This is a genomic window from Pseudenemella bisphenolivorans (genome assembly GCF_051133435.1).
Taxonomy (GTDB): domain Bacteria; phylum Actinomycetota; class Actinomycetes; order Propionibacteriales; family Propionibacteriaceae; genus JAAYAO01.
In genome coordinates, this window is sequence record NZ_JBPGNY010000002.1 from 303,752 (window position 1) to 324,536 (window position 20,785).

At 67.8% G+C, this 20,785-nt stretch carries 17 protein-coding genes; 11 read left to right on the plus strand and 6 right to left on the minus strand.

Going from position 1 to position 20,785, the window contains the following annotated elements:
- Nucleotides 1-134: 134 nt before the first annotated feature.
- Complete coding sequence (locus tag ACR4XW_RS06280; RefSeq protein ID WP_434759677.1) at nucleotides 135-1,871, minus strand: hypothetical protein; 1,737 nt, start codon at nucleotides 1,869-1,871, stop codon at nucleotides 135-137.
- A 328-nt stretch (nucleotides 1,872-2,199) separates the two neighbouring features.
- On the opposite strand from ACR4XW_RS06280, the gene ACR4XW_RS06285 reads away from it, so the two are divergent.
- From ACR4XW_RS06285 to ACR4XW_RS06305, 5 genes are all read left to right on the plus strand, one after another.
- Complete coding sequence (locus tag ACR4XW_RS06285; protein ID WP_434759678.1) at nucleotides 2,200-3,909, plus strand: DUF885 domain-containing protein; 1,710 nt, start codon at nucleotides 2,200-2,202, stop codon at nucleotides 3,907-3,909.
- Between the two features lie 83 nt (nucleotides 3,910-3,992).
- The gene (locus ACR4XW_RS06290; protein ID WP_434759679.1) at nucleotides 3,993-4,160 is read left to right on the plus strand and encodes a hypothetical protein; all 168 of its coding nucleotides are present in this window, start codon (nucleotides 3,993-3,995) and stop codon (nucleotides 4,158-4,160) included.
- Nucleotides 4,161-4,236: 76 nt separating this feature from the next.
- Nucleotides 4,237-5,448 (plus strand): YbjQ family protein, encoded by a 1,212-nt coding sequence (locus ACR4XW_RS06295; protein WP_434759680.1) that lies wholly within the window; start codon nucleotides 4,237-4,239, stop codon nucleotides 5,446-5,448.
- Nucleotides 5,445-6,101 (plus strand): HAD-IA family hydrolase, encoded by a 657-nt coding sequence (locus tag ACR4XW_RS06300; protein WP_434759681.1) that lies wholly within the window; start codon nucleotides 5,445-5,447, stop codon nucleotides 6,099-6,101. The genes ACR4XW_RS06295 and ACR4XW_RS06300 overlap by 4 nt, the downstream gene beginning before the upstream one ends.
- A gap of 117 nt (nucleotides 6,102-6,218) precedes the next feature.
- Nucleotides 6,219-7,640 carry a MinD/ParA family ATP-binding protein gene (locus ACR4XW_RS06305; protein WP_434759682.1) on the plus strand — a complete coding sequence of 474 codons (1,422 nt, stop codon included), beginning with the start codon at nucleotides 6,219-6,221 and terminating at the stop codon, nucleotides 7,638-7,640.
- 33 nt (nucleotides 7,641-7,673) lie between these two features.
- Here ACR4XW_RS06305 and ACR4XW_RS06310 read toward each other — a convergent pair whose 3' ends face one another.
- Entirely contained in the window at nucleotides 7,674-8,057 is a 384-nt protein-coding gene (locus ACR4XW_RS06310) for a BlaI/MecI/CopY family transcriptional regulator (RefSeq protein ID WP_434759683.1), read from the minus strand.
- Between the two features lie 119 nt (nucleotides 8,058-8,176).
- Here ACR4XW_RS06310 and ACR4XW_RS06315 point away from each other — a divergent pair, with 119 nt between their 5' ends.
- From ACR4XW_RS06315 to ACR4XW_RS06335, 5 genes are read left to right on the plus strand one after another with little or no spacing between them, the layout of a single operon-like run.
- Nucleotides 8,177-9,673 (plus strand): cytochrome ubiquinol oxidase subunit I, encoded by a 1,497-nt coding sequence (locus tag ACR4XW_RS06315; protein ID WP_434759684.1) that lies wholly within the window; start codon nucleotides 8,177-8,179, stop codon nucleotides 9,671-9,673.
- Nucleotides 9,674-9,691: 18 nt separating this feature from the next.
- Nucleotides 9,692-10,726, plus strand: a complete 1,035-nt coding sequence (gene cydB, locus ACR4XW_RS06320) for a cytochrome d ubiquinol oxidase subunit II (RefSeq protein ID WP_434759685.1) — start codon at nucleotides 9,692-9,694, stop codon at nucleotides 10,724-10,726.
- On the plus strand, nucleotides 10,726-12,441 hold the full coding sequence (gene cydD / locus ACR4XW_RS06325) for a thiol reductant ABC exporter subunit CydD (RefSeq protein ID WP_434759686.1): 1,716 nt from the start codon (nucleotides 10,726-10,728) through the stop codon (nucleotides 12,439-12,441). The genes cydB and cydD overlap by 1 nt, the downstream gene beginning before the upstream one ends.
- Entirely contained in the window at nucleotides 12,438-14,003 is a 1,566-nt protein-coding gene (cydC, locus tag ACR4XW_RS06330; protein ID WP_434759687.1) for a thiol reductant ABC exporter subunit CydC, read from the plus strand. The genes cydD and cydC overlap by 4 nt, the downstream gene beginning before the upstream one ends.
- 47 nt (nucleotides 14,004-14,050) lie before the next feature.
- Entirely contained in the window at nucleotides 14,051-16,651 is a 2,601-nt protein-coding gene (locus ACR4XW_RS06335; RefSeq protein ID WP_434759688.1) for a PEP/pyruvate-binding domain-containing protein, read from the plus strand.
- 27 nt (nucleotides 16,652-16,678) lie between these two features.
- Here the strand turns inward: ACR4XW_RS06335 and ACR4XW_RS06340 are convergent, their stop codons facing one another.
- The 4 genes from ACR4XW_RS06340 to ACR4XW_RS06355 form a co-directional block, all read right to left on the minus strand.
- Nucleotides 16,679-17,341, minus strand: coding sequence for a dihydrofolate reductase family protein (locus ACR4XW_RS06340; protein ID WP_434759689.1), 663 nt, complete (start codon nucleotides 17,339-17,341; stop codon nucleotides 16,679-16,681).
- Nucleotides 17,341-17,964, minus strand: coding sequence for a PaaI family thioesterase (locus ACR4XW_RS06345; protein ID WP_434759690.1), 624 nt, complete (start codon nucleotides 17,962-17,964; stop codon nucleotides 17,341-17,343). The genes ACR4XW_RS06340 and ACR4XW_RS06345 overlap by 1 nt, the downstream gene beginning before the upstream one ends.
- Entirely contained in the window at nucleotides 17,961-18,587 is a 627-nt protein-coding gene (locus tag ACR4XW_RS06350) for a PaaI family thioesterase (RefSeq protein ID WP_434759691.1), read from the minus strand. The genes ACR4XW_RS06345 and ACR4XW_RS06350 overlap by 4 nt, the downstream gene beginning before the upstream one ends.
- 107 nt (nucleotides 18,588-18,694) lie before the next feature.
- Nucleotides 18,695-19,027 carry a hypothetical protein gene (locus tag ACR4XW_RS06355; protein WP_434759692.1) on the minus strand — a complete coding sequence of 111 codons (333 nt, stop codon included), beginning with the start codon at nucleotides 19,025-19,027 and terminating at the stop codon, nucleotides 18,695-18,697.
- 188 nt (nucleotides 19,028-19,215) lie between these two features.
- Here ACR4XW_RS06355 and ACR4XW_RS06360 point away from each other — a divergent pair, with 188 nt between their 5' ends.
- Nucleotides 19,216-20,781, plus strand: coding sequence for an ABC transporter substrate-binding protein (locus ACR4XW_RS06360; protein WP_434759693.1), 1,566 nt, complete (start codon nucleotides 19,216-19,218; stop codon nucleotides 20,779-20,781).
- Nucleotides 20,782-20,785 lie beyond the last annotated feature (4 nt).

Consider the following 20,785-nt stretch of genomic DNA (forward strand, 5'->3'; position numbering starts at 1 on the left):
GAGCGGGGTATCCGGTGCTTTCGGGCCCTATCGGCCACGGTGGGGTGCGTTTTCATCCATTCGGTCGAACGAAAGCGGCTCCGTCACCCATCGGTGGCGGAGCCGCTATTCGTCAGGGCCCGAAGGCCGGGTGATCAGTTACCCGTGTCGGGCAATCCGGTCACCTTCTTGTGCTTGACCGGCTTGGGCGGCAGCTTGTCGGACTTGCCACCGCTCAGCGCACAGGCCTTGGCGACCTCGCTCGAGCCGGGGAAGTCCCACACCCCGACCTCGTCGTAGGTGACCATGCCGTCCTCGGTGACCAGCACCATCCCCACACCCGGAGCACCGGTCATGAAGTCGTGCTTGATCGTCCACTTGGCGAAGGTGATCGAATCACCGCTTCCGAGCACCGAGGCCTCATCGATCAACTCGCCGTCGTCCCAGATCTGCACGGTCTTCTGCTGGTTATCACCGTGCTCGACCCAGATCGTCACCTCACAGCCATCACGGGTGATCTCGTCGGCCAAGATCTTCGACGGCAGCGGGTCGTAGGGCGGAGGCTGGTCGGACTGGCCGTCGGTTTCGGCACAGGCCGCCGACACCTCGGCCGAACCCGGGAAATCCCACCCGTCCAGGAAGGACTGGAAGTCACCCTCATCGGGGCCAACACCGAAGGCCACACCCGGAGCGTCGGCCCCGATCTCGGCCTTGATCGTCCAGGTGACGTTCACCACCGAACCCGCCTTACCGGCCGGCACCGCAGCCTCATAGATCGAGTTGCCTTCATCGAAGACCCACAGCGTCAACTTCTCGTCGCTGCCACGCTGCACCGGAATGGTCACCGTGCAGCCATCACGGGTGATCTTGTCCCTCTGGATGTCAGCGGTACCACCCAGGCCGCCCTCATCGTCGGCAGCGGGGCAGTTCGCGAGATCGGCACTGTTCAGCGCCTCTTCGGCAAGTTGTTCAGAACCGGACAGGACCCTGACCACCACGTTCTGACCGACGACCGGCTCAGTGATTTCCCATTCCACGGTGAAGGGGTCGCCTCCGGCGATCGCCGCATTCTCGTCGGCAGTAACGCGATGCTTCTGGCCGCCCTCATCGAAGAACGCCACGGCGTCCGCCCTATCAGTACCGGGGGTGACATTGGCGGTGACCGTGCATCCCTCGACACTGGTGTTGACCGTGGTATCGACCGGCGGTTCAGGGGCGAGCAACCCACAACGTTCATTGATGGCGGCGAAGTCATTCGTGTGGTCTTGGCTGGCGAGGATTCTGCCATCCCCATCCAGCAACTCGACGGTGATCGTTTGCTCGGCACCACCGATGGCACGATGACCCGCCGTCAACAGGAAGTCGGGATATGTGGTTTCACCCTCGACGAAGCTGTACTGAGTACGAGAAATCTCGCCGTGACTGTCCTTGATCACCCGCCAGCTCACGCCATCATTGCCGGCCGTGATCCGAGGGTTGATGACGCATCCGTCCACAGTGATCTCGTCGATCGTGGACGGCACCAAGGCCTGCTGGATCGAGGCGCCACCATCATCCTGGGTCTGGTCGGCATCATCCTGGGTCTGGTCGGCGTCGGGCTCGGCCAGCGGAGCCGCGTCCGTTGTCGCGCGCTTCTCGGCAGACTCTCCCGCAGCGGCCTTCTTGGCAGCCTCTTCTTCGGCGGCCTTCTTGGCAGCCTCTTCTTCGGCGGCCTTCTTCGCGGCTTCTTCCTCGGCGGCCTTCTTCGCAGCCTCTTCCTCAGCCGCCTTCTTGGCAGTCTCTTCTTCGGCGGCCTTCTTCGCGGCTTCTTCCTCGGCGGCCTTCTTCGCAGCCTCTTCCTCAGCCGCCTTCTTGGCAGCCTCTTCTTCGGCAGACGCGTCGTTTTGCGTCACCACGATGGCGTCTTCTGGTGTGTCGGACCCTGCCCCGTCGTCTGCGAACGCGGCGGGCCCCATCAGGCACGTCGCGCCCAGCAGGGCGGAGAGTGCCACGAATGCGGGCTTACGCATAACGATTCCCCTTTGAATGCGGGCCCGTTCCCATCGCGAGCCCATCCCAACGTACTTGTCACTTTATTAGTTCCCGGCCCCGCGTGGGGGTTATCGAGGAATCGTCTCAGCTACGATCCGGTAACCCTATTGATCTTTCAATAACCGGTCTTGGGTGGGTCACCGGGTGCGACCCTGTCGGCCACGTGCCGGCGATGCCAGAATCGAACCCATGAGCCGTCCGGAATCAGCCGTCGACCGCGTTGCCAACCAGTACGTGCGCGAACTCTCCGCCCTGTCACCGGGGGTCCGGATCGCGCTGGGGCACCCCGATCCGCCGGGCGCCCCCTTGCTGGACGACCACTCCCCCGACGGGGCCGCGAGGCGCAACGACCTGGCCGTGGACACCCTGCGTGAACTCGACACCGTCGAGGCAGTGGACGAGGTCGACCGCGTCACGATGGACGCGATGCACGAACGCCTCGAGGTCGCCGTCGAGAGCCACGAATGGGGCCTGCATCTGGGCGATGTCAACGTGATCGCCTCCGCGCTGCCCGAGATCCGCGACACCTTCGAACTCGTCCCCACCGACACCATCGGAGATCTCGAGTCACTGGCGAACCGGCTGGCCGAAGTACCGACCGCGATCGAGGGACACTTCGAGGCCATCGCCGCCGGACTGGCGATCGGGCGCCGCCCCGCCGAACGGCAGGTGCGCAAGGTCGCCGAACAGGCCCACGCAGCCGCTTCCGACGACGGGGCCCTGGCCCGCCGGCTGACCGAGATCACCGGCAACCACCCCGGCCTGCCCGACACCCTCGCCACTCGACTGGCCGAACAGACCGCGGTCGCCCGACGGGCATTCGGCGCCGCCGGAGACCGGCTGCTGACCGAGGTGCTCGACGGGGCCCGCGCCGAGGACGCCTGCGGCCGCGACGAATACCAGCTCGCCAGCCGACGTTTCCTGGGTACCTCGGTCGACCTGGACGAGACCTACGAATGGGGGCTCGACCTGCTGCGCGGCATCATCGACGAACAACAACAGGTGGCCCGCGAGATCACCGGCTCACCCGACATCGACGCCGCCATCGCCGCCCTGGACGCCGACCCGGCACTGAAACTGCACGGCACCGAGGCCCTGCAACAGTGGATGCAGCAACTCGGCGATGCCGCGATCGCGGCCCTGGACGGTACCCACTTCGACATTCCCGAACCGCTGCACCGGCTGGAGGCGCGGATCTCCACCTCGGGCACCGGCGGCATCTACTACACCGGCCCCAGCGACGACTTCACCCGTCCGGGACGGATGTGGTGGGCGGTACCGGCAGGCAGCACCGAGTTCACCACCTGGCGGGAGACCACCACGGTTTACCACGAGGGCGTACCCGGTCATCACCTTCAGGTCGGTTACGCCACCGCCCAATCGGGTGAGCTCAACGATTGGCGGCGCAATCTGTGCTGGACCTCCGGGCACGGTGAGGGCTGGGCACTGTACGCCGAACGCCTGATGGCCGACCTCGGCTTCCTGGATCACCCCGGCGACCGGATGGGCATGCTGGACGCCCAACGGTTGCGAGCGGCCCGGGTGGTGCTCGACATCGGGGTGCATCTGGGCAAGCCGATGCCCGAACCCTTCGCCGGCGGCACCTGGACCGGCGGCGGGGTGTGGGACGCCGAACAGGCCTGGGAGTTCCTGAACTCCCAGGTGAGCATGGACGAGCCGGTGCTGCGCTTCGAGCTGGATCGCTATCTGGGCTGGCCGGGGCAGGCCCCGTCCTATTCGGTCGGCCAACGGGTCTGGGAACAGATCCGCGACGAGGCCCGCGCGCTGGCCGAATCCCGCGCCGGCAGGTTCTCCGCCAAGGCCTTCCACACCCGGGCCCTGAAGCTCGGCGGGCTCGGTCTGGACACCCTGCGCCGCGCCCTGGCACCGGGGCCATGAGCCTCTCCCCGGACGAGCGCGACGACGCGCCTGATGGATTCTTTCACCCTCACGCCCCGAGAACCCGTGGAAGACTGGATCCCATGAGCCACGTCGACCAACACCTGCCCGAGGAGTTCAGCTGGGAGGAATCCGATGACCTCTCACCGCGTTCCAGCTGGCTGCGGTTGGCAGTGGCGACCGTGGTGTTCGGGCTGATCACCGGGCTGCTGCTCGGGGTCGGCGGCATGGTGATGCTCGCCTTCGGCTGAGCTGTCCGGCGTCCGGTCGCGGGGCGAAGCGCCCCCGGGTGCTTATTTATTGGGGTCGCGGCCCTAGAGTGAACCCATGAGCTACGGCCAGAACCCGCCGCCCGGTCAACCGTACGGTGCCCCTTACGGGCAACCCCAGCCCTATGGGCAGCCGCCGCAGCCCCCGCAGGGGCCGGGGCCGGGGCAGTACCCCCAGCAGCCTCCTTACCAGCAGCAGCCCCAACAGCCCCAGCAACCTCAGGGCTACCCGTCGGCGCCGCAGCAGCAGGAGGGCTTCCGTCCGCCGATGCCACCGCCCCCGGCGGCCACCGGCCCGGTGCGGCGCGATCACCTGCTGCCGGTCAGCAGCACCGATGACATTCCCGGGGCCACCGTCGGCAAGCACATCGGTGACGTGATCGGTGTGGCGTTGCGGCCGAAGGGTCCGCCGAATGCCGCCCTGGCCACCACCAGCCGTCAGGATGCCGTGGAGGCGATGGTGCGGATGGCCGACGAGGCCGGCGCCGATGCCGTGGTCGGTTGGCGGTTGGAAACCGCCGAGGCCGGCCCGGTGTGGGAGATCATCGCCTACGGCACCGCGGTCACCCTGCGGCCGGCCCGGGCCAAGACCTCCGAGGACGACGAGCATGACGTGTTGATGGTCGACGACGCCGACGAGTCGGTGGATCTACCCGGGCAGTCGGGTACCGAGCAGACGTCCGGTGATCCCACGGCGAGTCACTCATTGCTCACCGAGCACGCTCAGGAACACTCCGACGATCCCGGCAGCGGGTTCGGCGCCGTCGAACCGGCCACCGACATCTTCCCGGTCGCCGGCGAGGAGTCCGAAGGGTCCGATACCGAGCCGAGCGACGATCGGCCCGCGGACGGACAGCCGGGCGAGGACGCCTCGGACACTGCACCGTCCGATGACGCCCCGGCCGGGGTCGATGCTCCCGAGCCCACCCCCGAAGCACCCGAAGCGCCGTCCTGGAGTACCGAGCACTCCGACGAGCCGCAGCAGCCGGCCTCCTCCGATTCGGCCCCCTCGTGGAGCCACGAACCGCCCGCGGCGCCGGCACCGCCGGATCCCGGCCCCGGTGGCTGGCCCTTCCAGTCGGCCGGCCAGTCGGAGCCTTACGGCCAGCAGCCCCATCAGCCCTACGGCCAGCAGCCGAGCCAGCCGTACGGGCAGCAGTCGGCACCCCCGTACGGGCAGGAACCGTCGGCCCCCTACGGGCAGCAGCCGCACAATCCTTATGGTCCCCCGCCCGGTGAACCTCACCAGGGAGGTGGTGATTCTCGATGACCCTGCCGCGCACCTACCGCGGTGTTGTCTTCGACATGGACGGCACGCTCGTTGACTCCACCGAATCGATCCAACGCTCGTGGCGGCAATGGGCCGAGGAGTTCGAGCTGACCGAGGGGCAGTTCCAGGGCAACTGGCACGGCCGCCCGGCCACCGATCTGGTCAGCCACCTGCTGCCCGCCTCCCGGGTGCACGAGGGCGTGGAACGGATCAAGGCACTCGAGGTGGCCGACGCCCACACCGTGGTCACCCTGCCCGGTGCCGAGGACGCCCTCCACGTACTGCGCGCCAACGGCATTCCGATCGCGATCGCCACCTCGTGCACCCGCGACCTGGCCGAGGCCCGGATCATCGGGGCGGGCATCTTCCGTCCCGAGGTGGTGGTGACCGCCGACGATGTCACCCGTGGCAAGCCCGACCCCGAACCGTTCCGGCTGGCCGCCGAGCAGCTCGGCCTGGAGCCCAGCGAGGTGCTGGTGGTCGAGGACGCGGTGGCCGGGGTGACCGCTGCGCACGCGGTGCCGACCGAGTGCCTGGCGGTGCTCACCACGACCCCGCGCGAGGAACTCGCCGCCGAACTGGTGGTTGAGGATCTGTCCCGGGTGAACTGGGTGATCACCGATGGCGGCGTACGGGTGGAGCCGAACTCCTGAGGCGTCCGGCCGGGCCGCCGCGACCCGGTATCGACAGGGCAACGATCATCGGCGGATACTCCCGCTGCCCAAGAAATCCTCAGAAATGTCGACTCCCGGTGTTAGCGTGGGCATGAAATGAGCACACCTTCCAGCCCGCAAACCCCGGGCTCCCCCCAGCAAGCGCCCGGCGACGAGGGCTACCAGCCGATTCGACGCGACGACGGCGACCCCGTGGTGCCCCGTCCGGTGGTGGAAGCTCCGCAACCGGTGGGCATCACGATGCAGCCGCCCCGACGCGGAATCCCGGTGGATCCCACCACCGGCCTGCAGCAAACCGGGGAGGCGGACGAACGGGACGCGGCCGAGCCGGACGATGACAAGCCCCGGGCGGACGACAAGCCCCGGGCGGACGACAAGCACAGTGCCGACGACAAGCCTCGTCTCGAAGACAAGCCCCGTGCCGTAGACAAGCCCCGCCCCGAAGGCAAGCACCCTGCCGACGACAAGCGCGCCGACGAGCTCGACACCGCGGCTGAGCCGCGGCCGAGTGATGCCGCCGCGCAGGACGCCGATCCGGCCGAGGCGAATCCCTATGCCCGTCCTGCCGCCGGCGAAGAACCCGAACCAGTACGGCCCCCGCGATCCGATATCGACCCGAGCAATCGGATCGCCGCCGGAGAACTGGTCGACAAACTCAACGAACCCCCGGCCCCCAAGGCCACCCGGGGTCTGCGGGCCCTGTTCAATATGGCCCCTTCGGCGAAGGAACAGGCCGAGATGGCCGATCAGGCCCGGCTCCGGCGCACCTTCGAACGGCCGATCACGATCATGGTGGCCAACCCCAAGGGTGGGGTCGGCAAGACCCCGGTGTCCCTGCTGCTGGCGGCCACCTTCGGCACCGCCCGTGGTGGCGGGGTGGTGGCCTGGGACAACAACGAACTGCGCGGCACGATGCCCGACCGTTCGGTCTCCCAGCATCGCCTCAACGTCCGTGACCTGCTGGCGAACTCCGAGAAGCTCCGCACCTCCGGGGCCGGGTTCACCGATGTGGCCAAGCTGCTGAACCATCAGGCGGCCGGCAACTTCCACACCCTGGGCTCGACCCAAACCTCGGGCAACTCGATCAGCCGCACCGAGTTCGAGGCGGTACACGAGATTCTCGGACGATTCTTCGAGTTGATTGTGGTCGACACCGGCAACAACGAGGCCGCCCCCAACTGGCTGGCCGCGGCCGCCAAGGCCGATTGCCTGGTGGTGCCCACCAAGTGGCGCAAGGACAGTCTGATTCCGGCCGCCCGGATGTTGGAGTCGATGCAGGACATCAACCCCGAATTGCTCGATCGCACCTTGGTGGTGGCGACCAATGCCCCGGCCGAGGCGCAGAAGGAGTCGCGGCGCACCGCGTCCAAGTGGTTCGGTACCCGCCATCAGGTCTTCGAGATTCCGACCGACCCGCACATCGCCGAGGGCGACGTGTTGAACTACGACAAGTTGCTGCCGGCCACACGACGGGCGGTGCAGGTGATCGCGGCCGCGATCGTCAAGATGCTCGACTGAGTTCGAGCAGGGGGCGGGCCGGGTAGTAGCGGCTCAGGCGGTACGCGGGGCCGAGCTGTGCATCGCCCGGTCGATCGCCGGCGCCAGCGCCAGCAGGTCGGCCTTGCCGAGCCGGTCGGCGAACTCCGCCAGGGCAACCGCGCGGTCGCCACCGGCGTCGGCCAGTTCTTCCATCATGGTGTCGGCGACCATCACCGCCCGGGAGGCGGCGGGGTAATACAGCCACGCGCGTCCCGAACGCTTGCGCTTGACCCGGCCCTTCTTGGCCAGCCGGTCGAGCACGGTCAGGATGGTCGTGTAAGCAAGATCACGCTCGGTGGTGATGTCGGCGTGCACCGCGCGAACCGATACCGGTTCGTCCTGCGCCCACAACGCTTCCATGACGCGAAGTTCGAGGTCACCGAGGGCAGTAGGCATACCTCACACCCTACCCTTTCTACTACGTGATGTCGTTACTTTTAACGAATCGACCTCTGAAACGTTCCCCAGTACGGAACCAGGTCGCGGATTACGACCGGCCGTAGTACCTTGCTGGCATGAGCCAGGAGACCATAGCCCGATGGCAATTCGGAATTACCACGGTCTACCACTTCTTCTTTGTCCCGATCACCATCGCTCTTTCGTTGATGGTGGCGGTGATGCAGACGGCGTGGTACAAGACCCGCAAGGACAAGTATCTCAAACTCACCAAATTCTACGGCAAGTTGTTCCTGATCAACTTCGCCATGGGTGTAGTGACAGGCATTGTTCAAGAATTCCAGTTCGGTATGAACTGGTCGGAGTACTCCCGCTTCGTCGGTGACATTTTCGGTGCGCCCCTTGCGCTCGAAGCGTTGCTGGCCTTCTTCCTCGAATCAACCTTCCTGGGCCTGTGGATCTTCGGGTGGGACCGCCTGCCGAAGAAGATTCACCTGCTGAGCATCTGGCTCGCAGCCATCGGCACCATGGTCAGCGCGTTCTTCATCCTGATCGCGAACTCGTTCATGCAGAACCCGGTCGGCTACGAAATGGTCGGTGGCCGCGCCGAGATGGTCGACTTCGCCGCGGTGCTGTTCAACCCGGTCGCATTGATCACGATCGCGCACACCCTGACCGCCGCCTACATGGTGGCCGGCGCCCTGGTCGCAGCCATCGCCTTCTGGCACCTGGCCCGGATCAAGTCCAGCCACAGCGACGAGCAGCTCAGCGCCGCACTGGCCGATGAGAACTCCGACCTGCGCAGCTACCGCTGGGGTGCCAAGTTCGGCGCCTGGGTGCTGATCGCGGCCGGCCTGCTCACCGTCGTCACCGGCGACATTCAGGGCAAGGTGATGACCGACGCCCAGCCGATGAAGATGGCCGCCGCCGAGGCCCAGTACGAGACCGCCTCCGGCAAGGACGCGTCCTTCTCGCTGTTCACCATCGGCACCCTGGACGGCACCGAAGAGGTCTGGTCGCTGCGGGTGCCCTACGTGACCGCCTTCCTGGCCACCGGCTCGCTGAACGGCACCGTGGAGGGCATCAACCCGCTGAAGGAGAAGTACGCCGCCGAATACGGCGAGCTGGTCGAGCAGATCCGCTCCGAATACGGTGACGAGGTCGCCGATCGGATCACCTTCGCCCCGAACATCCCGATCACCTACTGGTCGTTCCGTCTGATGATGGGCCTGGGTCTGATCTCGATGGTCGGCGGAATCATCATGCTGGCGGCCCTGCGCAAGGACAAGCTGCCGAAGGCCTCCCCGCTGCTCACCGCGGCCATGGTGCTGCTACCGCTGCTGCCCCTGTTCGCGAACTCGTTCGGCTGGATCTTCACCGAAATGGGCCGTCAGCCCTGGATCGTGCACACCCTGATGCCCACCATCATGGGCGTCTCCCCGGGCGTGCCGGCCGCCGTGGTGCTGGCGACGATGATCCTGTTCACGCTCGTCTACGGCATCCTCGCGGTGGTCGAGGTCAAGCTGCTGCTGAAGTACATCAAGATCGGGCTACCCGAGCCCACCCCGGTCGAACTACATGAGGACGACGACGAACCGTTGTCGTTCGCGTACTGAGGGGCTGAGGAGTAGATCATGGAAATCCTGCCAATCGTCTGGTTCATCCTCATCGCCGTGCTGTGGATCGGGTACTTCGTTCTCGAAGGCTTCGACTTCGGTGTCGGTATGCTGCTGCCCATCCTGGGCAAATCCGAGAAGGAACGCCGGGTCATGATCAACACGATCGGCCCGGTCTGGGACGGCAACGAGGTCTGGTTGCTGACCGCCGGCGGTGCGATCTTCGCCGCCTTCCCCGAGTGGTACGCCTCCCTGTTCAGCGGCCTGTACATTCCGTTGTTCCTGATCCTGCTCGCACTGATCGTGCGAGGGGTCGCCTTCGAATACCGCAGCAAGGCCTCCACCGCGGCCACCCGCCGCAAGTGGGACTGGTGCATCATCTTCGGTTCCTTCGTGCCGGCCCTGGTCTGGGGCGTGGGCTTCGCGAACTTCGTCCGCGGCCTGCCGCTGGACGGCAACAAGATCATGGACCTGACCGTCGGAAACTTCTTCGGTCTGTTCATGCCCTTCGCCCTGCTCGGCGGCATCCTCACCCTGACCCTGTTCCTGATGCACGGTGCGATCTTCATCTCGCTGAAGACCACCGGTGACATCCGGGTACGGGCCCGGGCGCTGGCCGGCAAGGTCGGCATCGTCGCCGCCGTGGCGATGGCCCTGTTCACCGTGTGGACCGCCATCTCCTTCGGCAACGGCATCCTGAGCTGGGTGTGCGCCATCCTCGCGATCGCCGCGATGGTCGCCGCACTGTTCTTCAACTCCAAGGACCGCGAGGGCCTGGCCTTCATCTCCTCCGCGGTCGCCACCTTGGCGTTGACGGCCAGCTTCTTCGTCGCGATGTGGCCCAACGTCATCCCGTCCTCGCTCAACCCCGACTGGTCGTTGAGCATCTGGGATGCATCGTCCAGCAGCTACACGCTGACGATCATGACGGTGGCCGCCGGTGTGTTCACCCCGATCGTGCTGGCCTACACGGCCTGGACCTACTGGGTGTTCCGCAAGCGGATCAGCGTGAAGAACATTCCCGACCCGGTTGACGAGACCGTCACCACCTGATGGCGGGTCCGGTTCACCCGGGCCTGCTGCGCCGCGCCCGCGCGACCAGGCGCTACCTGGTCGCCGGGGCAGCGGTCGGATGTGCAACAGCCATCCTGGTCATCGGCCAGGCATGGCTGTTGTCGCGTCAGGTCTCTGGAGTTTTCTACACGGGTAGCTTCGACCCGGTACTGCGCTGGCTGCCCCTGCTGCTGGCCATTTTCGGCGGACGGGCCCTGCTGGCCTGGTTCAACACCTGGCTCGCCCAGCGGGCCGCCGCCGAGGTGAAATCCCAGCTCCGCCGCGACATCATGGCCGCCCGGCTCGCCCAGCCGGTGAACCCCCGCGCCTCCGCCTCGACCCTGGTCACCCTGATCACCCAGGGCCTGGACAACCTCGACGGCTACTTCTCCAAATACCTGCCGCAGTTGCTGCTGGCCGCCACCGTCCCACTGATCGTGGGAGTGGCGATTCTCACCGAAGACCTGCTCTCGGCGGTGATCATCGCGGTCACCATCCCGCTGATCCCGATCTTCATGGCTCTGATCGGGTGGGCCACCGAGAAGTACGTGCAACGCCGCTGGCGGGTGCAGACCCGGCTGGCGCATCACTTCGCCGACCTGGTCGCCGGCCTGCCGACCCTGCAGGTCTTCGGCCGGGCCAGGGCACAGCTCAAGGGCCTGGAACTCACCGAGAAGAAGCACCGCCGCGAAACGATGGGCACCCTGCGGGTCGCCTTCCTCTCGGCGATGGCCCTGGAGCTGCTGTCCACCCTGTCGGTGGCGATCGTCGCGGTGACCGTCGGCCTGCGAGTGGTGGCCGGCGACATGGACCTCACCTCGTCGCTGTTCATCCTGATCCTGGCCCCGGAGGCCTACCTGCCGGTGCGGCAGGTCGGGGTGCACTTCCACGACTCCGCCAACGGGGTCGCCGCCGCCGAGGAGGCCTTCGCCGAGATCGAAGCCGGCGATGCGGTCACCGCCGGGGACGCCCGACGCACCCGTCCCGCCCCCGACCTGGCAGCCGCCACGATCCGCTTCGACGACGTCGGCGCCACCTGGCCCGGCAGCGACACCCCCGCCCTGCGCGGGCTCAGCTTCGAGTGGTCACCCGGCGACGTGGTCGCCATCGCCGGAACCTCCGGTGGCGGCAAGTCGACCGCCCTGGCCGTGCTGCTCGGGTTCATCCCACCCGACCGGGGCCGCATCACGATCACCGGCGCCGATGCCGAAGCAGTGGGCCTGGACGAGGTGGACCTCGACTCCTGGCGCCGTCAGATCGCCTGGGTCGGCCAACACCCCGGCATGCTCGACGGCACCGTGGCCGACACGATCGCGCTGGGAACCTCGACGCCCGACCGTCCGGCGGTCTCGCAGCAGATTCTGCGCACCACCCTGGACGCGGCCGGTGGTCAGGATCTGGCCCTGGACCGTGAGGTCGGTGAGGCCGGGGCCGGGCTGTCGTCGGGTGAACGACGCCGGGTGGCTCTGGCCCGGGCGCTGGTGCGGCTGGAACACGACGGTGGCCGGCTGCTGGTGCTGGACGAGCCGACCGCCGGCATGGATGCCGACACCGAGGCCCGGGTGATCAACACCCTGCGCGCCACCGGCGTCGGGGCGATCGTGGTCACCCACCGTCCGGCCCTCTTGGCCGCGGCCGACCGGGTGATCCGGCTCAGCCCGGCTGCCGAACCGGCAGCGTCCGAGGCCGCCGACGCATCGGGCGGTGAGCGATGAACCTGCTGAAACAACTGCTGCGCGCGATTCCGCAGTACCCGATGCGGGTCGGGCTGTCGATTCTGTTCGCGGTCTGCGCCACCGGCGCCTCGGTCGGGTTGATGGGCTCGTCGGCCTACCTGCTGTCGCGGGCGGCAGAGATGCCCCCGGTGCTCTACCTGCTGGTGGTGATCACCAGCGTGCGCGCCTTCGGTGTGTCCCGGGCGGTCTTCCGCTACGTCGAACGGCTGGTCAGCCACGACCTGGCCCTGCGGATGCAGTCGGCACTGCGGCTGCGCAGCTACGACCGGCTGAGCCGCACCAGTTGGCTGGGCCGACACCGCGGCGACCTGCTGGTGCGGGTGATCACCGACGTCGAAGCGGTGATGGACCTGGTGGTGCGGGTCGCGCTGCCGTTCGTGTCCAGCGCCATCGTGGCGATCGCGGCCAGCACCATCATCGCGGTGTTCAACCCGATCAGTGGTCTGGCCCTGCTGCTGTCGGCGGTGCTCGCCGGTGCGGTGGTGCCCTGGCTGGCCCGGATGGCCTCCCGGCGCGCCGATACCGCCCTGGCCCCGGCCCGCGGTGAACTCGGCGAACAAGCCCACGAGATGGCTCGCGCGGCCACCGACCTGACCGCCTACGGGGCCGGCGGGGCCCACCTCGACCGGCTGATGGTGCTCGACACCCAACTGCGCAAGGCCGAGGAACGCACCACCGCCGTCCGGGCCCTGGCCGACGGGGCCCAGGTGCTGGCCGCCGCCTTCGCGATTCTCGTCGCGCTGCTCGTCGGTGGCCAGGCCGTGGTCGCCGGCGAACTCGACCGCACCATGCTGGCGGTGCTGGTGCTCACCCCGCTGGCCCTGCACGAAGCCCTGGCCGCCCTGGCCGAGGCCGCCCAGACCGCCACCCGCGCCGGTGCCGCCCTGGCCCGGGTCTCCGATGTCCTGGAGGCCGATCAGGTCGGGGTGGGCGACCGCGAACTGGCCGACCCGGCGCCGGACCCCGGGCTGGCCGCCGAGGCGGTCACCCTCGGCTGGCCCGGTCACCCGCCGGTTCTGCGTGACATCTCGCTGCGGGTCGACCCGGGCGAACGGGTGGCGGTGACCGGACGCTCGGGGGTCGGCAAGACCACCCTGGCCGCCACCGTGTTGGGGATGATCCCGCCGATGGCCGGCACCGTCGAGGCCCGCGGCCGGGTCGGCTACCTGGCCCAGGACGCGCACGTCTTCGACACCACGGTGGCCGAGAACGTCCGCATCGGTAACCGGGACGCCACCGACGACCAGATCACCACCGCGCTGACCCGTGCCGGGCTCGACCTCGACCCGCGCCGGATGGTCGGCGAACACGGGGGGCGACTCTCCGGTGGTGAGGGACGCCGCCTGGCGCTGGCCCGGCTGCTGGTCGGTGACTTCCAGGTCTATGTGCTGGACGAGCCCACCGAACACCTCGATGCCGAAACCGCCGAGGCGCTGATGGCCGATGTCTGGCAGGCCACCGCCGGGGCGCCGGTGTTGGTGATCACCCACGACCCGTTGGTGGTCGCCGCCTGTGATCGGGTGGTGCACCTCGGCCGCTGAACGGGCCGGGTCTTTCGTCCACCCACCGGGGTTGGGACAATCGACCCATGGCGACCTTCACCAGGGTTAGTACCGGCATCCCGGGTTTGGACGGCATCGTCGACGAACTGCGCGCCGGCGACAACGTGGTCTGGCAGGTCGACGTGATCGGCGCCTACCGGCAGGTGGCCGCCGCCTTCGTGCAACAGGCCCTGCGGGACGGCCGCGATGTGCACTACGCCCGCTTCGGGATCCACCCCCACCTGCTGCCGGAGAACCTGGCCGAGCAGGTGACGGTGCACGAGCTGAACGCCAACATCGGTTTCGAGGGGTTCACCACCACCCTGCATCATTTGATCGAGGAGGCCGGGGTCGGTGCCTACTGGGTGTTCGACTCGCTCACCGACCTGCAACCGGCCTGGTATTCCGACCTGATCGTGCAGAACTTCTTCCGGGTCACCTGCCCGCTGCTGTACGACCTCGACACGGTCGCCTACTTCGCGATCCTGCGCAACCGGCACACCTTCGCCACGATCGCCGCGATCCGCGAAACCACCCAGGTGCTGTTCGACCTGCACCGGGTCGACGACGAGTACTACATCCACCCGGTCAAGGTCTTCGACCGGTACTCCCCCACGATGTACTTCCCGCACCGGATCACCAACGGTGAGGCGGTCGCGATCACCTCCAGCGAGGCCTCCACCCGGCTGTTCGCCAAACTCGCCCACAACCTCAACCCGCCCGATTACTGGCGGGTGGTGGTCGACCAGGCCAACGACGCGCTGATCAGCGGCAGTTCCGACGCCCAGGAGGAATCCCGCCGGCTGCTGTTGCGGATGCTGGTCGGGGCCGACGAACGGATGGGCGACCTGTGCAACACCTACCTCACCCTGGCCGACCTGCTCGGTATCGCCACCCGTGAGATCGGCACCGGTCTGGTCGGCGGCAAGTCGATCGGCATGCTGGTGGCCCGCGCGATTCTGGCCACCGAACCCGACCGCTTCGACTTCCTGGAAGCCCACGACTCGTTCTACCTGGGCGCCGACCTGTTCTACACCTACATCGTCAACAACGGGTGGTGGCCGATCCGCACCGCCCAACGCACCCCCGAGCAGTACTTCAGCGCCGGTGCCGAACTGTACGAACTCCTGGGTACCGGACGGTTCCCCGAACCGGTGCGCGAACAGTTCCGGCAGATGCTGGAACACTTCGGCCAATCCCCGATCATCGTGCGCTCCAGCTCACTGCTGGAGGACAACTACGGCAACGCCTTCGCCGGCAAGTACGAGTCGATGTTCTGCGCCAACCAGGGCACCCCCGAGGAACGGCTGGCCGCCTTCGAGGACGCGGTGCGGGTGGTCTACGCCTCGTCGATGAGCCCCGACGCACTGTCCTACCGCCGCGACCGGGGGCTGGCCGACAGCGACGAGCAGATGGCGGTGCTGGTGCAACGGGTCTCCGGCGACCACCACGGCAGCCTGTTCTTTCCGCACGCCGCCGGGGTGGGCAACTCGTCCAACCTGTACGTCTACGACCCGGAGATCGACTCCTCGGCCGGGATGGTGCGGCTGGTCGTCGGCCTGGGCACCCGGGCGGTCGACCGGACGGTGCACGACTACGCCCGGATCGTGGCCCTGGACAAACCCACCCGCCGGTGGCTGGCCGATCCGGCCGACCTGGGCAGGTTCTCCCAGCACCAGGCCGATGTGCTGTGCCTGCCGGCCAACTCGCTGCACACCATGGCGATGGCCGAACTGGCCGATCTGGACATCGGCACCGACTGGTCGCTGTTCATCTCCCCCGACCACGAAACGATCCGCCGGCTGCGCGAACTCGGCTCCCGGCGTCCGGGCACTCAGAACCCGCGGGTGGTCGACTTCGACACCCTGCTGCGCCGCACCGAGGTGCCGGCGATGCTGCGCGAGATGTTGGCCACCCTGTCGGCGGCCTACGACCATCCGGTCGATGTCGAGTTCACCTTGAACTTCACCCCTTCGGGCCAGCCCCGACTGAACCTGGTGCAGTGCCGGCCCCTGCAGACCCGCGGGCTCGGCCCGGCGGTGCCGATGCCCGAACCCGACCAGGTGCACAACCCGGTGATCCAACTCAACAACGGCGGTTTCATGGGTGGCAATGTGCGGCTGCCGTTGGAGTTCGTGGTGCTGGTGCGCCCCGAGGCCTACCTGGCGATGGGAGCTCAGGACCGGCATGCGGTGGCCCGGCTGATCGGGGAGTTGAACCAGGTGCTGCCCGACGGCCGGTTCATGTTGGTCGGGCCCGGAAGGTGGGGTACCAGCACCCAGTCGCTGGGCATTCCGGTGCGGTTCACCGAGGTGAACCATGCCGGGGTGCTGTGCGAGATCACCTATTCGGCCGGCGGTTTCCTGCCCGAACTGTCGTACGGGTCACACTTCTTCCAGGATCTGGTCGAGTCGGGGTGCTTCTATCTGGCGGTGTTCGACGAGCGGCCGGGGGTGGAGTTCAACCCGAGCCTGATTCTGGACCGGCCCAACGAGTTGACCGACCTGGTGCCGACGGCCGGGGCGTTGGCCGATGCGGTGCACGTGGCCTGGTTCGAGCATCTGGTGTTGTGGTCCGATATCGCCACCCAGCGGGCGGTGTTGGCCGAACTCGGCCAGGACGCCCCGTCCCAGAGCGCGCGGGCCTGACCGCGCGGGCCTGACGCACGGGCCGGATCAGCGCCGTACGTAGCGCGAGAACAGTTCGCCGTCGGCTTCGAGCAGTCCGGCGAGTTTCCATCGCTGCTCGCGCAGCAGTTGGGGGTGATCGATGATCCGCTTGCCCTCCCCGCCGATGAACTGGGGGGTGATGGTCAGGCAGACCTCGGTGACCAGGTTCAGGTTGATCAGTTCCCCGAGCAGTTGCGGGCCACCCTCGGTGAGGATCTTCTTGTAACCGGCCCGGCGCAGCTCACCCAGGGCCGAGTGCAGGTGCACCGCCCCCTCACCGGCGGTGATCACCCGGACGAAGTCGGGCAGCGTGTCGACCGGGGCGCGCCGGTGGGTGATCACCCAGGGACGTTCGTCCTCGGGCACGTCGGCGAAGGCCGACAGGTCGAGTTCGACCGAGTCGGTGACGATCGCGATCGGCAGGCCGGGGATCGGGCCGTAGCCCTCGCCGCGGATCGTGCCGGCGCCGACCAGCAGCACATCGGCCAGCTCGCGCAGCAGGGTGAGGATCTTCTGGTCGGTATCGCCGGTCAGCCCGCCGACCCGGCCGCGCACGGTGGCCGCGCCGTCCAGGCTGGAGATCATGTTGGCGCGCAGGTACTCGGTGCCGGCGTATTCGCGGGCCGGATCGACATTGTGCCCGGGGGTGGGGTGCAGGCGGCGGAACATCAGGACACGAACTCCTTCGGCATCACCAACACCGCGTTGCCGCGGGCACAGACCTGACCGTCGGCGGTGATCTCACCGGTGACGAAGGCCTTGCGTCCCTCGATCCGGTCGACCCGGCTGGTCACCACCAGGTCGACCAGCAGCGGCACGCCCGCGTCGTAGACCACCTCGAGGGCCTTGGTGAAGAACGGGCCGGGCATCGTCCAGGCCCCGGTCGCCCCGAAGATGTGGTCGAGCAGCACCGCGACATAGCCGCCGTGGCAACGTCCGGGCGGGCCCTGGAAGGCCCGGCTCAACCGGACGTGGCCGGTGGCATTGCCCTCGTCGTCCACCTCGAAGTTCAGCGGCGGTGAGAACGGGTGCTCGGGGCTGGACACCAGCGAGCGGCGACGGAAGTTGTGGGCGACCTGATCACGTACCGGACGACCCGAGGTGAAGGTGGTGGCCAGGGCCGGTTCGGGCCCGGCCCGCTCGTCGAGGTACCGGTTGACCTCGGCCAGGGTGTCGGCGACGTGCTGGATGTCCTCGGCCGGCAGGTCGGCCCACAGCACGGTGTTGGTCAGCGCCTTCATCTGGGTGGCCACCGGCTCCCAACTGGCTCGCTCGGTCGGCTGATCGGTCATTCCTTGCTCCTCTTCGGCTGCACCATCAGGGCCCGGCCGCGGGCCAGGAGTCGGTCACCGTCGTGCACGGTGCCGATCATCCACGCCTTGCGTCCGTCCAACTCGTCGACCCAGCCGTTCAACTGCAGGTCGGTGTTCAGCGGCACCCCGTCCAGGAAGTCCACCTGCAACGTCCGGGTGAAGAACGGTGGGGTGAGCACGGTGGCCACGGCCGCGCCGACGATGTGGTCGAGCAACACCGAGACGTAGCCGCCGTGCACCCGGCCCGGCGGGCCCTGGTACAGCGCGCTCAGGTTCGCCTTGCCGCGGGCCCGTCCCTCGGAGAGTTCGAACAGCGGGGACGGCGGGGCGAAGGGATTGCCGCGGCCGGCGACCATCTGCCGTTCCAGGTAGTCGATGTGGGCGGTGAACTCCTCGGGCAGCAAGGTGTCGCAGGGCAGTGGGGTGCCGTTGTTGCCGAGCAGGTCGCGGGCCTGCTCGATAAGTTCCTGGGCCTTGGCGAGGGTTTCGGCGTCGTGCTGTTTGGTGACCAGGTTCGCGGCCAGCGAGCGAGTCGCCCCGGCCACCGGCACCCTGGGCGAGGGCATGATCCCGTATTTCTCATGCAGATCCTGCTCGTCCACGGTTGTCCCCCCGACGCTGCCGCCCACGTGTTGCGCGGCAAGGGGCAAGGTACCGGGCTCGGGGTCCCCACCCAACTATGAGGTCTCGAACCGCAAGAGTCGCGTCCTCACCACGACCCCGACAGCAGCCGGAAAGCGAAGAGCGCGAGCACACCCAGCAACAGCCAGGCATAGCCCAACAGGTGGGGCACCCAGCCGCCACGGATCACCCCGACCAGCAGCGGGATCGCCGCCGGTACCGCCCAGGCGAGCAGGATTGCGCCGAAGATCAGCCCGAAACCACTGAAGTCGTTCTTCGGGTCGAACTGCAACACCATCGGGACGCTCACGACGATGCCCCAGAGGCACACCGCCAAACCCGGCAGCGCAGCCAGCCGGGTCAGCACCGGGTACCGCTTCCGCAGTGGGAGCTCTGCGGTGGTCGAGGAGGGCCTTGCCATGGCTCCATTGTGCGTGTCGGCAGGGTCTGGAAGCCGGGTGGATCTTTTCCGGATTCCGGTCATTCGTCGGGATGTCATGGCCATTTATTGCCCGGACGGCCTAGGTTGGGTCGGACATGGCAGACCCTGAACACGGTAAGCCCCTGCCGCCGTTGGCTCCGACCGAAGGCACGGGCCACCGGTCGGGCGTGTCCAGACGGAGCTTTCTGCAGTTGGCCGGAGCCGGCGCGTTGGGCCTCGGTGGGCTCGCCGCCCTGACCGGATGTTCCCAGGCCCAGGGCCCGGTGTCGCTGCCCGACGATGCGGCCACCGGTGATCCCAGCGCGGGTGGGCGGTTGCGGATCGCCCGGCCGGCGAACTCCAAGGCCGAGACCCTCGACTCGGCCGCGTCCCTGTCGGCCTACGAATACCTCGGCGCGCTGTACAACCGGCTGGTGCGCCTGGACGAGAGCGGGCAGCCGGTACCCGACCTGGCCGCCGACTGGGAGGTGTCGTCCGACGCGCGGCGCTGGACCTTCCGGATGCGTGACGACGTCCGCTTCCACGGCGGTCAACGGTTCACCTCCCGCGATGCCGCCTTCACCCTGAAGCACATCCTCGACCCCGATGTCGGCTCCCCGCAGGCCGGGGTGCTCACCCCCGTGATGTCGGCGTCCGGTATCTCGACGCCCGACCCCACCACCCTGGTGATCAACCTGGACAACCCGCATTCGGATCTGCCCTCGCTGCTGACGGCCTACCAGTGTTACGTGGTGCCCGAGGACTCGACGATGGCCGAGATCCAGACCTCCGGCAACGGCACCGGGCCGTTCCGGTTGTCCAGTTTCCGGCCCGGCGGACGCGGCAGTGTCGAGGCCTTCGACGACCACTTCGCCGGCCGTCCGGTGTTGGACGGGATCGACTTCTTCTCGATCCAGGACACCCAGGCCCGGGTCAACGCGTTGATGGCCAAACAGGTCGACCTGATCTCGCAGACCAACCTCGACTTCGCCACCGCCCAGGTGGTTGCGGCCTCGGCGGCGGCCACCATCGCGCGGGTGAAGAACGGCCAGTGGTACACCATCCCGACCCTGGCCACCTCGGAGGAGTTCTCCGATGTGCGGGTGCGCAAGGCCCTGAAACTCGCCTACGACCCCCAGCGCATCCTCAGCGTGGCCGTGCAGGGGGCCGGGACGATCGGCAACGACAACCCGGTGGTGCCCACCGACGCGGCCCACCTGGAATCGGCGCACATTCGCGACCCGGAACAGGCCCGGGCCCTGCTCGCCAAGGCCGGGCACCCGAACGGTTTCGACTTCGAACTGTCCACCTCCACCCTCGACCCGGTGTTCACCCCGATGGCGGTGTCGTTCGCCAATGCGGTGCGGGAGGCGGGCTTCCGGGTGCGGGTGCGCAACGAATCGGCCGACTCGTACTACACCCAGGTGTGGATGGTAAAGCCGGCGATGGTGACCTACTGGTACACCGGCCGTCCGATCGACCAGTTGCTGAACCAGATCTTCCGTTCGGGCAGTTCGTACAACGAATCGGCCTGGGCCAACGAGAAGTTCGATCGTGTGCTGGACGCCGCCCGGGCCGAGATCGACCCCGACCACCGGGTCAAGCACTACCAGGACGCCCAGGAGCTGATCATCGCCGACGGCGCCACCATCACCCCGATGTTCGCCGACCGGCTGGTCGGGCTGAGCCGCGACGTACTCAACTACAAGGAATACGGCTTCGAGTTCGACTACCTGCGGATCGGGCTGAGGTGATCAC